Below are 12,745 nucleotides of genomic sequence, written 5' to 3'. Positions count from 1 at the left end.
CGATTCAGCGATTCAAGCGCAAATTATCAAGAATCCTCTCAATCAATTGCGCCACCAAAAAAATGAATCATTTTCAGCCATTTGCCGCCTGACAAAAAGCGATTGGGCCAAAGTACACACCCGTCCCTCACTTCAGGAAGGCCAACTCTGTTCGCACCCGCAAAGTCAGAATCACAACCAATGTTACAGACAGGCAATTGCTCGTTTGATGTTGCAGGACTGGCGAGGTCAGCCAAGGCACTGACAATCCAGGCGCGGAAATGCGTAAAGGTGCGCAAGTCCGATTATCCCCTCGCCCGCACGAACTTCTGGACAAGCCGCCAATGATCTTATTTTTTCGACTTTATCTTTCTAAGTTCGAGCCGTAGTTTCCGATCCGGAAGAAGGGGGTCGCTCAACGCCATTGAGGACCCAACGCCATGAAATCTGCCTTAGAAATAGTCGCCTACACGAATGCGACCGAAACAGAGGGCACTATTGCCCTGCTGGAAGTTGCCATCGCCGCGCTAAACCGAACAGGCTTTACAGAATGTGCGGAGATGGCTGACCAAGTCCTGGACCAGTTTCTGGAAGAATCCATTCTCAGACTGAAGGCCAACTCCTGCTTCCCAGCGCTTACCAAACACTAAGTTTGGCGGGAGCCCTGCAAGCTACGACCGCCCAGGGAGCAGCATAGTACGGGTTGCGCCAGAGCTTTTACGCGGCACGCTGACCTGGCGGCATTCCCAGCCTAGATCCGACGGCCGCGAAGAGCCCGAATATTACCTCCAGTTCAAAACAAGTTTTTTTACGAATAATCGGTTTCGCCAGACCTGATAAAGCCCGATGCATCTTTGAGATGCCATCAGGGAGCCCCGGCTTAAATGGTTACCAAGCCCGCGGACCAGACGGCCGCCATGGCGCAGCTCGAAATGATTACAGATCGCCAGCGCGCGGTGCTTGATCTGGTCGTGCAGCACTGGACATCGAAGGAAATCGCGCGCGAGCTCGGTATCTCGCCCAACACCGTCGATCAGCGCATCAATGCCGTGCGCACCAAATTGGGGGCAAGGGATCGCGCCGAAACCGCAAGGCTCTATGCCGAACTGAACGGCATATTCATAGCCTCGGTCGCTATCAGAGGACCATTCCGCAACTGCTTCAGAAGCAGCCACAGCAGCATCAGTTGCCGCGGCGAATGGAAGAGCTGCTAGCGTGTGGCTTGTTGCCGAGCTTCAAACAAACGGAGTAGCAACACCACGCCCTTGGGCGGATGATGGGTGCCAGCCGCCCAGAGGCGGATCGTGCGGCTGGTCACCCCAAGCACCTCGGCTAGCCTCTCGCGGGTGCAGCCGAGGCCGTCCATCAGGGCGACCAGGTCCGCCGCGGCAATCGTCTGTGGGTTAGGCCTTAACGATTAACCGGCTGTTCCCTCGGGGAAAAATTGGTGCGCCCGACGGGATTCGAACCCATGGCCCCCAGATTAGGAATCTGGTGCTCTATCCTGCTGAGCTACGGGCGCACTCGGCCCCCTTACGGCGCGGCGCTTCCGCTGGCAATCAGTTCGCCTGATCGGGCGGAACCACCGGGAACGGCAGCGGCATGATTGCCACGCCCTCTTCCAACAGCTCCTTCGCCTCTTCCAGCGTAGCCTTGCCGTGGATCGGTTCGGCCTCGCGCTCGCCATAGTGGATCGCGCGGCTCTGTTCGGCGAAATCCTCGCCAACCCAGCGCGATTGCTGGAGCGCTTCCGCCTGCAGCTTCGCCAGCTTATCCATCACCGCCTGCGCTTCTGGCGGGAGGCCTGCGGCAACCGGCGCTGGCTGGGCCGGGGTCGGCAACTGGTTGCCCTTTTTGGGCACGGCCGGGGCCATTGGCGCCTTGGATACGGCCGTGGTGCCGCAATGCGGGCAATCGACCAGCCCGCGCTGCTGCTGCGCAGTAAAGGCTTCTGATGAGGCAAACCAGCCTTCGAAGCGGTGCCCAGCAGGCTGGCAAATCAGATCAAACACGATCATGGCGCGGCCTATGTGTGCATTGGCCGGCGATTGGCAAGGCTTGGCAGCTGCGCACGGACTTCGGCGATGCGGCCCGGGTCGATTTCGGCGAAGCCCAGCCCCGGCTCCACGCCGCCCAGATCAAGCAACACTTCACCCCAGGGATCGACAACCAGGCTGTGACCATAGGTTTCGCGCCCGTCCTCATGCCGGCCCACCTGCGCCGCAGCGATGACATAAGCACTCGCCTCGATCGCCCGCGCGCGCTGCAGCACGTGCCAGTGCGCCGCCCCAGTCGGACGGGTAAAGGCCGCCGGAATGGCAATCGCATCGCAGCGCGCCGCGCCCAGCGCTTGAAACAGCGCGGGAAAGCGCAGGTCATAGCAAATTGTCAGACCCAGCCGCCCAACCGGGGTTTGATCGACCGTCACCACCCGGTCGCCCGGCGCATAGGCATTGGATTCACGCCAGCTTTCCCCGCTCGCCAGATCGACATCGAACATGTGGATCTTATCATAGCGCGCAGCGATCGCGCCGGTCGGATCGATCGTGAAGCTGCGGTTGGCCCAGCGGCCATCATCACGGGCAATCGCCAGGCTGCCCAATGCCACCCAGATACTCGCTCCGGCCGCCGCCTCGCGTACGGCGGAGAGCACCGGATTGTCCGCCTCTGGCACGATATGCTGGGTCCCGCGCACCCGGTCGCGGTCAAGCAGACCCGACATTTCGGGCGTAAACATTATGCTGGCCCCGCCGCTCGCCGCCGCGCCGATTGCGTTGACCAGCGTCTGGGCATTGGCCACCGGGTCGATCCCGGTGGTCATCTGCAAAACCGCAATACGGGCCATCAGAACTGATTACAGGCCGAGCAGCGGGTCAAGCTTGCCCGCGGCATCGAGCGCATGGATATCGTCGCAGCCACCAAGCGCCTGATCATTCACCAGCACCTGCGGAACAGTGCTCGCCCCGGGAACCCGGCGAACCATCTCTTCGCGGTCCTTGCCGCCCATGGTCACATCAATTTCGGTATAGACGACACCCTTCTGATCGAGCAGCGCCTTGGCGCGCACGCAATAGGGGCAGCCCCACTTGGTGTAGATCTCAACTTTAGGGGCAGACATGTTGGCTCCTCTTGAAACGGGCTGCGGCTATCATACATCGGGGTCGGTGTCATCGCCCGCAAGGATGTCCAGAGCATACCGAAGCAGGGATAATGCCGAACCGCAGGGTGCCATGACGGATCCTGCACAAACCAGAATTGCTCATTGGAGGATTTTGCTATGAACCGTTTCGATTTCACCCCCTATCGCCGCACGATGGTAGGCTTTGACCGGCTGTTTGACTTGCTGGAAAACCACAACCGCCTGAACAGTGGGGACAATTACCCTCCGTTCAACATCGAGCGCCGCGGCGAAGAAAGCTATCGCATCACCCTGGCCGTTGCCGGATTCAAGCCTGCGGATATCGAAATCACCGCCCAGCAGAACCTGCTGGTAGTTCAGGGCCGCAAGGGTGAAGAACCACAGTCCGGGCAGTTTCTGCATGTCGGCATCGCCCAGCGCGGGTTCGAGCGCCGCTTTGAACTGGCCGACTATGTCCGCGTAGAGTCCGCCAACCTGGAAGACGGGTTGTTAATCATAGATCTGGTTCGCGAAGTGCCGGAAGCGATGAAGCCCAAGAAGATCCCGGTCGGCACTCAGAAGGCGCTTTCGGTTGTCAGCGATGCTGATGAAAGCAGCGCCGCAGCCTGATTATATATGATTTTTCCGAATGGGGGTGGAACCTTGCGGTCCCACCCCCGCGACGCTTTTGCGCCGCCCTGTCGCGTCAGAAATCGCCCGGGTCGCAATAGACGATCAACGCGCGACAAGCTTTGAAGCTCTTGTCGTTACGAAACCGAGCTAGGGTAATCCCTAGGTTGATTGCAAGCGCAATTTTGGAAACCGCTTAGTCTATATTAACTATAACTTCAGACCAGACGCGCTTGCTGTACTGCCGCCGCCACAAACCCGGCGAACAGCGGGTGGGGTTCAAACGGACGGCTTTTCAGTTCTGGATGGAACTGCACGCCAATGAACCAGGGATGGTCAGGTCGTTCGACGATTTCCGGCAACAACCCGTCAGGCGACATGCCCGAGAAGACCAGGCCGCCCTGCTCCAGGGCTTCGCGGTAAGCGGCGTTGACTTCGTAACGGTGCCGATGACGCTCTGAGATCGTGGTAGCACCGCCATAAACGGCAGAAACGTGGCTGTTTGCGCTGAGCTTGGCTTCATAGGCACCCAGCCGCATAGTCCCGCCCAGATCGGTATCGGCGCCGCGCTGCTGAAGTCCTTCGGGGCTCATCCATTCGGTGATGATGCCCACGATCGGTTCGGCCGGTTCGCCAAATTCGGTCGAGCCCGCCCCGGCGATCCCGGCCGTGTTGCGCGCACCCTCAATGCAGGCCATCTGCATGCCAAGACAGATGCCGAAGAACGGCACCTTGCGTTCGCGGGCAAAGCGGATCGAGGCGATCTTGCCTTCCGAACCGCGCACGCCGAACCCGCCGGGCACCAGAATGCCGTGCATCGGCTCAAGCCGCGAGACGATTTCATCGTCACCAGCCTCGAACAGCTCGGCATCAATCCACTTGATATTGACCTTGACCCGGTTGGCCATGCCGCCGTGGACCAACGCCTCGTTAAGGCTCTTATAGGCATCGGGCAGGCCCACATACTTGCCAACAACGCCAATCGTAACCTCACCCTCGGGGTGCTGATAGCGATCGACAATGTCCACCCAGCGCGAAAGATCCGGCGCAGGGCTTGCCATGCCAAAGTGATGAAGCACTTCGGCGTCCAGCCCTTCGGCATGGTACTGCAGCGGCACGGCATAGATGCTGCTGGCATCGAGCGCCTGGATCACCGCTTCCTTGCGGACGTTGCAGAACAACGCGATCTTGGCGCGCTCATTCTCGGGCAGCGGGTGTTCGCAGCGGCACAGCAGCACGTCGGGCTGCACACCCAGGCTCGTCAATTCACGAACCGAATGCTGGGTCGGCTTGGTCTTCAACTCACCAGCCGCCGAAACATAGGGAACCAGCGTTACATGGACCGAGCAGAACCGGTCACGTCCCAGCTCGTTGCGTAGTTGGCGAATCGCCTCGATGAAGGGCAGCCCTTCGATATCACCCACAGTCCCACCGATTTCGCACAGCACGAAATCGAGGTCATCGGTATCGGCAAGGGCGAACCGCTTGATCTCGTCCGTTACGTGCGGGACCACCTGGACCGTCGCGCCCAGGTAATCGCCCCGGCGTTCCTTGGTGATGATGTCGCGGTAGATCCGGCCCGAGGTGATGTTATCTGCCTGGCGCGCGGAAACGCCGGTGAAGCGCTCGTAATGGCCCAGGTCGAGATCGGTTTCCGCCCCATCGTCCGTCACATAGACTTCGCCGTGCTGATAGGGGCTCATCGTCCCCGGATCGACGTTCAGATAGGGATCGAACTTGCGGATGCGGACCTTGAATCCGCGCGCCTGCAGCAATGCTGCGAGGCTTGCCGCCATGAGACCTTTGCCAAGCGAGGAGACCACGCCGCCGGTAATGAAAATGAACCGCGCCATGGGAGTCGGGCCTTAAGCAATGAATGGGGGAACGGGCAAGCGCTGCTTGCCGCAATCCACAATTGAAATGAAACGGCCCGACGAAAAAACGGGCCAACGCTTACTGCTTGGCAGGGGCGTCCTGCGGGGCTGCGGCCGGCGCAGCGGCCGGGCTGGCAGCCGGTGCCGCCAGCGGATCGGCGCTGACCGGCGGACCAGCCGGAGCCACGGTGCGGTTCAGCGACGTATCAAGGCCGCTGCCGCCCGAAGAGGCATTAACCGCCAGCGCCGCCAGAGCGATGCTCAGCAGGACAAACAGCGTTGCCAGAACCGCCGTGGAGCGGGTGAGAAAATCGGCCGCACCACGCGCCGACATCAGGCCTGCCGGGCTTCCGCCCACGCCAAGGCCGCCGCCTTCCGACTTCTGCATCAGGATCACGGCGACCAGCAATGCGGCAACAATGGCCTGTACGACGGTCAGGAAGACAAATAGCGACATTGGCGGCTTTCCGCTGGAGGTAACTGTTGCCCGCGCATCTAGGCGCGCGAAGCCCGGGTTGCAAGCGTGGCGCTACTCCTCGCCGGGACCAGCGGCGGCCAGCACGATCGCCAGAAAGCTCTCTGCCTGCAGGCTCGCGCCGCCGACCAGCGCCCCGCCGACTTCGTCAGCTGCCAGCAATTCCGCCGCGTTGCCAGCGTTGACCGATCCGCCATAAAGGATCGAGATGCCCGCACCGTCCGGGCCATAGATCGTCTCGAGCCGGGCGCGAATCGCCCGGTGGATTGCGCCGACATCGCCAACCGAGGGCACGCGGCCGGTGCCGATCGCCCAGACTGGCTCATAAGCAACGGTAACGCGGGCCGCGACGCCCTCACCCACCGGTAGCGAGCCGTCGAGTTGGGCGCAGACCACGGCTTCGGCCTGACCGGCATCACGCTGCGCCTCGGTTTCGCCGACACAGACAATCACTTCCAGCCCAGCAGCCAGCGCGGCCTCGGCCTTTGCGCGCACCTGGGCATCCGTTTCAGCGTGCATGGCGCGCCGTTCACTGTGGCCCAGGATTGTATAGGTTGCGCCGGCATCGGCCAGCATCGCAGCCGAGACATCACCTGTAAAAGCACCGCTTGCCGCAGCGTGGCAATCCTGCCCGCCAATTGCCATGGCCTCGGCGTTTTCCGCCAACGACTGGATCAGGGTGAACGGCGGCGCCACGGCCACACGCACGCCGGGATGGCGCGCCGCACCGCGATCAATGGCCCGTGCTTCGGCCAGCATCGCTCGCGTACCATTCATCTTCCAGTTGCCGACAATAAAGGGCCGGTTCGCCATGCGTAATTTCCTGCAATATGATTGAGCCCCGGGGGTGCACTCCGGATCAGCCCGCGCCTAGGCCAGTGGTGCCGCCCTTGTCAAAGCTGTCTGTGGAACAGCAAGCAGGATTGCCCGCGCGGCAATTGCTGCCTAAAGCCCCGCCATTGACCCGCTTGTTGCGGGCATTTGGTCTTGTTTTGGCGAGTTCGCATGCTGCAGATATTCCGCAAGTCTCTAGGTTCCAAATTGGGCGCCGGTCTCGGGTTGGGTTTCCTCCTGATCCTCGGCATGGCGTTTGCAGCGGGCGATATTGCCGGCAACAGGAGCTTTGGCGGCAGTGCGGGCGGCGATCGGGCTGCAACGGTTGGCAATGGCCGCGTCGATAGCACTGACGTGGAACGAGCCGTCAGCCGGACGCTGGAAAACCTCCGCCGCGAACAGCCGACCGTCACGCTGAAGGATTTCGTTGCCCAGGGCGGGTTCGACCAGGTGCTGCGCAACGTGATCGATCTCGCCGCGATCCACGAATTCGGCCAGAAGCACGGCATGCACATCGGCAATCGCCTGATCGACAGCGAAATCGCAAAGTTGCCGGACGTTCAGGGCCCGGACGGCAAGGTCAGCGACCAGCTCTACCGAGCCTTCCTGCAGCAGCGTGGCTTGACCGACGCCCAGCTGCGGCGTGAGCTCGGCAATTCGTTGATGGCGCGCCAGCTTGTTGCCAATGCCGATTTCGGCGTGGTGGTGCCGGGTACGCTGGTCCAGCGTTATGCCGCAGTCATCACCGAACGCCGCACCGGCCAGATCGGCCTGCTGACCTCAGCGGCCTTTGCCCCCAAGACCCTGCCGAGCGAGAGTGATCTGGCGAGCTGGTATGCCGGCAACCAAAAGGACTTTATGCGGCCAGAGCGACGCGTCATCCGCTTCGCAACTTTCACCGACGCCGTGCTGAAGACTGTTCCAGCCCCGACCGAGGCGGAAATTGCCGCAGCCTATGAAGCCAAGAAGACCAAGTACCAGGCCAGCGAGAGCCGCAAGGTCAGCCAGTTGATCCTGCCGACCGAATCCGCCGCCAAAGCCGCACTGGCTGAAGCGGCAGGCAAGTCGCTTGAAGCCGTTGCCGCAGCAAAAGGCTTAAGTGTCGCGGCCCTCGCCCCGCTCGAAAAGTCCGCTCTGGCAATTCAGACCTCGCAGGCTGCCGCCAACGCCGCCTTCGCCGCGCCGAAGGGCAAGGTGCTCGGCCCGATCAAGGCACCGCTGGGCTGGGTGCTGCTGCGTGTTGACGCGATCGAAGGCAAGGCCGGAAAGACGCTGGACCAGGCGCGAAGTGAACTGCTGCCCGAACTGGTCGCTCAAAAGCGCCGCGCCGCGCTCACCGATTTCTCGGCCCGGATTGAGGAAGAGTTCGATAATGGCTCGACCCTCACCGACATCGCCAAGGAACTGGGCCTGACCCTCAACGAAACAGCCCCGCTGCTCAGCACCGGTCAGGTCTTTGGTCAGAACGGCAAAACCGCCCCGACCGAACTCACCCCGGTCCTGAGCACTGCCTTTGCGATGGAAAGCGAAGGTCAGCCGCAGTTGGCCGAAGTTGAGCCAGGCAAGCAATTCATCGTCTTTGACGTCGCCCAGATCCAACCCTCGGCCGCAGCGCCGCTGGCGGAAGTCAAACAACAGGTCTTGACTGAATATCAGCTGAGCAAGGGCGCAGTCGCCGCCCGCGCCGCTGCGCTCAAGATCGAAGCCATGGTCAAGCGGGGGGCCGACCTTGGCACCGCGCTCGCCTCGCTCGGATTGCCGCTGCCGGAGGTTGAGCAGGTGAACCTGCCGCGTGAGCAGGTTCAGCAGATGGGCCAGCAGACCCCGCCGCCATTGGCTATGCTGTTCGCGCTTGCCAAAGGGCAGGTCAAGCTGATGGCTGCTCCGCGCAACCGCGGCTGGTACGTGGTCAAGGTAACCGACGTGATCCCCGGCAAAGTGGCTCCGAACGACCCGCGCCTCCCGCAGTTCCAGCAAACCATGGCCAGTGTCGCTTCGCAGGAGTACTCGCTCCAGCTGCGCGCGGCCATGCGCGCCGACGTGGGTGTGAAGCGCAACGAAGCCACGATCAACGCGCTCAAAACCCGCCTCTCTGGCGGTAACTGAGCGGGGCGCTGGTGCCGGGCCTGAACAACCGCGACGCAGCACTGGCCGCGCTGGCGGTCGGCCGCCCGGCCCTGGTCTGGCAGCGGCTGATCGCTGACGCCGAAACCCCGGTGGGTGCGGCGGTCAAGCTGATCGAGCCGGGCCGCGGCGATTTCCTGCTCGAATCGGTCCAGGGCGGTGAAGTTCGCGGGCGTTACAGCCTGCTCGGTCTTGATCCCGACCTGGTCTTCCGCGCGACGGGTGCAGCCTGCGAGATCAACCGGGCCTGGCGGCAGGATCGCGAAGCCTTTGCCGCGTTACCCGGTGACAGCCTGACCGAGCTGCGCGCCCTGGTTGAAGCTTGCAAGATCGACGTGCCGCAGCCCCTCCCCTCGGCCCTGGCCTGCCTGGTCGGCTATTTCGGTTACGAAACTTACGGCCTGATCGAAAGCCTGCCGCGCCCCGCGCCCAACGCGCTGAACCTGCCCGACATGCTGTTCGTGCGGCCAACGCTGCTGCTGGTGTTTGACCGGCTCAGCGATGAGCTCTTCGCGATTGCCCCGGTCTGGCCAGAAGGCGGCAGCCCGGACCAGTTGGTCGAACAGGCCGGCGAACGGATCGAGGCCGCGCTCGCACGGCTCGCCAGCCCGGCACCAGCCGCCACCCGCGCCGCCAACCTTCCTGAACCCACGCTTCAGCCGGCAGTGCCGCGTGAACGCTATGCGGAGATGGTACACAAAGCGAAGGACTACATCGCCGCTGGAGACATCTTCCAGGTTGTGCTGGCGCAGCGGTTCACCACGCCCTTTGCTCTCCCCGCGCTGGACCTTTACCGCGCGCTGCGGCGGATCAACCCTTCACCCTTCCTCTATTTTCTGGACTTGCCCGGCTTTGCCCTGACCGGGTCGAGCCCGGAAATCCTGGTGCGCGTTCGCGATGGCGAAGTAACGATCCGCCCGATTGCCGGCACCCGCCCGCGCGGCAAGTCCCCGGAAGAAGACCGCGACAACGAGGCAAGCCTGCTGGCCGACCCCAAGGAACGCGCCGAGCACCTGATGCTGCTCGATCTGGGCCGCAACGATGTGGGCAGGGTGGCCGAAGCCGGGTCCGTGCGGGTGACCGAAAGCTATACGGTCGAACGCTATAGCCATGTCATGCACATCGTCTCCAATGTGGTCGGCAAGCTTGATGCCACCAGCCACGATGCGTTGGATGCCGTCTTTGCAGGCTTCCCGGCTGGCACGGTCAGCGGCGCACCCAAGGTTCGCGCCTGCGAGATCATCGCTGAGCTCGAACCCGAAACCCGCGGTGCCTATGCTGGCGGGGTCGGATATTTCTCGCCCGATGGCAGCCTCGATTCCTGCATCGTCCTGCGCACCGGGGTGGTCAAGGACGGCACCCTGCACGTCCAGGCCGGGGCCGGGATCGTGGCCGATAGCAACCCGGAATATGAACAGCGCGAATGCGAGGCCAAGGCCGGCGCTCTGATCGCCGCGGCGCGCGAGGCGGTGCGGGTGGCAGGCGAATCCGGCTACGGACAGTAGGCCGGGTTGACCCGGAGCAATGCTCCGCTAGCTTGCTGGTCATGCGCAAGATTCTGCTCCCCCTGCTCGCCCTGATCGCCACGCCGCTTCACGCGGAGGACTGGCGTGCCAAATCGACCGAACGCGATGTCGTCCTGAAGGACTTCGCCTTTGCCGAGGGCGGCAAGATGGACGTGAAGATGCACGTCACCACGCTTGGCACGCCCCGCAAGAACGCGGCGGGTGAGATCGAGAACGCCGTGATGGTGCTCCACGGCACGGGCGGCAGTGGCCACCAGTTCTTCCGCCCGCAATTTGCCGAAGAACTCTTCGGCCCTGGCCAGCCGCTCGACCTTGCCAAGTATTACGTGATCCTGCCCGACAACATCGGCCATGGCAAAAGCTCCAAGCCCAGCGACGGGCTGAAGATGGCTTTCCCGCGCTATAACTATGCCGACATGGTCGCGGGGCAGCACCGGATGCTGACCGAGGGTCTGGGCGTAAAAAAGCTCAAGTTGATCCTCGGCACCTCGATGGGCTGCATGCACGCCTTTGTCTGGGGCACCACCCGCCTCGGTTTTGCCGAACGGCTCGCCCCTTTCGCGTGCAACGCGATGGAAATCGCCGGGCGCAACCGGATGTGGCGCCAGATGTCGATCGACGCGATCAAGGCCGATCCGCTTTGGAACCAGGGCAATTACACCAGCGCGCCTGAAAGCGGGCTGCGCACGGCCCGTTACATCTCGATGATTGCCGGGGCCAATGCCTGGGCACTGCAGAACGAATACCCGACCCGCGAACAGGCTGAGGCCGCGCTGCGCACCGGCTATGCCGCCCGCGCCACCAGCGATACCGATGCCAATGACCAGATCTACCAGCTGGACAGCTCGCGCGATTACAATCCGGCACCGAACCTGGCCAAGATCACCGTCCCGGTGCTGTGGATCAACAGCTCGGACGATTTCATCAACCCGCCCGAACTAGGCATGGCACAGCAGCATGTGAAGCTGATGCCCAAGGCGCGCTTTATCCTCTTCCCCTTCAGCCCTGATACCAAGGGCCATGGCACACATACCTGGGCCAAGTTCTGGAAGGCCGATCTGGCCGAACTGCTGTCGAAGTGAGCGCGGCCGCCTCTTCGGACCGCCGCGGCCTTTATCCGCCGGTTGAGCCTTTCGCGAGCGGCATGCTCGACGTCGGTGATGGACACAGCATCTATTGGGAGCGCTGCGGCACCCCCGGCGGCAAGCCGGCGGTATTCCTGCATGGCGCCCCCGGCGGCGGGTGCAGCGCCAAGCAGCGCCAGCAATTCGACCCCGCGCTTTACGATGTGCTGCTGTTCGACCAGCGCGGCTGCGGTCGGTCCACGCCATTTGCCAGCCTTGAGTCCAATACCACCTGGCACCTTGTCGCCGATATCGAGGCCCTGCGCGAACTGGCCGGGCACGATCGGTGGATGGTATTCGGCGGTTCGTGGGGCTCAACGCTCGCGCTCGCCTATGCCGAGAAGCACCCGGAGCGGGTAACCGAACTGGTGCTGCGCGGGATCTTCCTGGCCAGCCAGCAGGAGGCCAACTGGCTTTACAAATATGGCGCAAGCGAACTCTACCCCGAAACCTGGAGCGAGTTCGCCGGACATATCCCCGCAGCGGAGCGCCATGATCTCGTCGCCGCCTATCACAAGCGGCTGACCAGCGACGATCCGGCCGTGCGCCTTGCTGCGGCCAAAGTCTGGTCGATGTGGGAGGGCGTCACCGTGACCCTGCTCCCCGATCCCGAGATGCTGGCAGACTTCACGGCAGACGATCACGCCGTCGCCGTCGCCAGGATCGAGAACCACTATTTCAGCCATGATTGCTGGCTGGAGCCCGGACAATTGCTGCGCGACGCGCACCGACTGCGCGGCATTCCCGGGGTGATCGTCCAGGGTCGTCACGATTGCTGCACGCCGCCGGCCGCGGCCTGGGCGCTGAAGCAGGCCTGGCCCGAAGTGGAACTGCAGATCGTGCCCGATGGCGGTCACCTGTTTACCGAACCCGGGATCACCGATGGCCTCGTCCGCGCAACCGATCGCTTCGCGGGCAAGGCGGGATAACTCCCCTTTATCCGTTCGTGTCGAGCGCAGTCGAGACACCTAGGGCCACCGTGTCTCGACTACGTTCGACACGAACGGGCTTGGGAAGAGTTCGATAAAGGCTGGCTGGTCTTTCGTGGCAGCCGCCGCTAA

At 62.8% G+C, this 12,745-nt stretch carries 14 protein-coding genes and 1 tRNA gene; 7 read left to right on the top strand and 8 right to left on the bottom strand.

Annotated elements, in window-relative coordinates; translation table 11 throughout:
• Nucleotides 1–38: 38 nt before the first annotated feature.
• On the bottom strand, nucleotides 39–278 hold the full coding sequence (locus RQP55_RS05745; protein WP_315609226.1) for a hypothetical protein: 240 nt from the start codon (nucleotides 276–278) through the stop codon (nucleotides 39–41).
• A gap of 141 nt (nucleotides 279–419) precedes the next feature.
• On the opposite strand from RQP55_RS05745, the gene RQP55_RS05740 reads away from it, so the two are divergent.
• Entirely contained in the window at nucleotides 420–629 is a 210-nt protein-coding gene (locus RQP55_RS05740) for a hypothetical protein (RefSeq protein ID WP_315609225.1), read from the top strand.
• Between the two features lie 267 nt (nucleotides 630–896).
• Nucleotides 897–1,193, top strand: a complete 297-nt coding sequence (locus tag RQP55_RS05735) for a helix-turn-helix transcriptional regulator (protein WP_315609224.1) — start codon at nucleotides 897–899, stop codon at nucleotides 1,191–1,193.
• A gap of 231 nt (nucleotides 1,194–1,424) precedes the next feature.
• Here RQP55_RS05735 and RQP55_RS05730 read toward each other — a convergent pair.
• The 4 genes from RQP55_RS05730 to grxC form a co-directional block, all read right to left on the bottom strand.
• A tRNA-Arg gene (locus tag RQP55_RS05730) sits at nucleotides 1,425–1,501 on the bottom strand.
• Between the two features lie 37 nt (nucleotides 1,502–1,538).
• The gene (locus RQP55_RS05725; protein ID WP_315609223.1) at nucleotides 1,539–1,997 is read right to left on the bottom strand and encodes a DUF1178 family protein; all 459 of its coding nucleotides are present in this window, start codon (nucleotides 1,995–1,997) and stop codon (nucleotides 1,539–1,541) included.
• Between the two features lie 8 nt (nucleotides 1,998–2,005).
• Nucleotides 2,006–2,824, bottom strand: coding sequence for a carbon-nitrogen hydrolase family protein (locus RQP55_RS05720; RefSeq protein WP_315609222.1), 819 nt, complete (start codon nucleotides 2,822–2,824; stop codon nucleotides 2,006–2,008).
• A gap of 9 nt (nucleotides 2,825–2,833) precedes the next feature.
• A complete protein-coding gene (gene grxC / locus RQP55_RS05715) occupies nucleotides 2,834–3,097 on the bottom strand; it encodes a glutaredoxin 3 (protein WP_315609221.1) in 264 nt (87 codons plus the stop codon).
• Nucleotides 3,098–3,256: 159 nt separating this feature from the next.
• On the opposite strand from grxC, the gene RQP55_RS05710 reads away from it, so the two are divergent.
• A complete protein-coding gene (locus RQP55_RS05710; protein ID WP_315609220.1) occupies nucleotides 3,257–3,727 on the top strand; it encodes an Hsp20 family protein in 471 nt (156 codons plus the stop codon).
• Nucleotides 3,728–3,945: 218 nt separating this feature from the next.
• On the opposite strand, the gene RQP55_RS05705 is transcribed toward RQP55_RS05710, so the two are convergent.
• The 3 genes from RQP55_RS05705 to tpiA all read right to left on the bottom strand — a co-directional run bounded on the left by RQP55_RS05705 (nucleotide 3,946) and on the right by tpiA (nucleotide 6,889).
• Nucleotides 3,946–5,580, bottom strand: coding sequence for a CTP synthase (locus tag RQP55_RS05705; protein ID WP_315609219.1), 1,635 nt, complete (start codon nucleotides 5,578–5,580; stop codon nucleotides 3,946–3,948).
• A 100-nt stretch (nucleotides 5,581–5,680) separates the two neighbouring features.
• Complete coding sequence (secG, locus tag RQP55_RS05700) at nucleotides 5,681–6,058, bottom strand: preprotein translocase subunit SecG (RefSeq protein WP_315609218.1); 378 nt, start codon at nucleotides 6,056–6,058, stop codon at nucleotides 5,681–5,683.
• Nucleotides 6,059–6,130: 72 nt separating this feature from the next.
• Nucleotides 6,131–6,889 carry a triose-phosphate isomerase gene (gene tpiA, locus RQP55_RS05695; RefSeq protein WP_315609217.1) on the bottom strand — a complete coding sequence of 253 codons (759 nt, stop codon included), beginning with the start codon at nucleotides 6,887–6,889 and terminating at the stop codon, nucleotides 6,131–6,133.
• Between the two features lie 192 nt (nucleotides 6,890–7,081).
• Between tpiA and RQP55_RS05690 the strand changes: the two genes are divergently transcribed.
• The 4 genes from RQP55_RS05690 to pip are packed head-to-tail and all read left to right on the top strand — an operon-like array spanning nucleotide 7,082 to nucleotide 12,613.
• Nucleotides 7,082–9,016 (top strand): peptidylprolyl isomerase, encoded by a 1,935-nt coding sequence (locus RQP55_RS05690; protein WP_315609216.1) that lies wholly within the window; start codon nucleotides 7,082–7,084, stop codon nucleotides 9,014–9,016.
• 11 nt (nucleotides 9,017–9,027) lie between these two features.
• A complete protein-coding gene (gene trpE / locus RQP55_RS05685) occupies nucleotides 9,028–10,539 on the top strand; it encodes an anthranilate synthase component I (RefSeq protein WP_315609215.1) in 1,512 nt (503 codons plus the stop codon).
• Nucleotides 10,540–10,580: 41 nt separating this feature from the next.
• Complete coding sequence (locus tag RQP55_RS05680) at nucleotides 10,581–11,642, top strand: alpha/beta fold hydrolase (RefSeq protein ID WP_315609214.1); 1,062 nt, start codon at nucleotides 10,581–10,583, stop codon at nucleotides 11,640–11,642.
• Nucleotides 11,639–12,613: a prolyl aminopeptidase gene (gene pip, locus RQP55_RS05675; RefSeq protein ID WP_315609213.1), complete on the top strand. Its 975-nt coding sequence runs from the start codon at nucleotides 11,639–11,641 to the stop codon at nucleotides 12,611–12,613. Before RQP55_RS05680 ends, pip begins: the two co-directional genes overlap by 4 nt.
• Nucleotides 12,614–12,745 lie beyond the last annotated feature (132 nt).

It is taken from the genome of Novosphingobium sp. APW14, from assembly GCF_032337075.1.
Classification (GTDB): Bacteria; Pseudomonadota; Alphaproteobacteria; order Sphingomonadales; family Sphingomonadaceae; genus Novosphingobium.
This window is presented reverse-complemented; position numbering and strand designations above follow the sequence as displayed.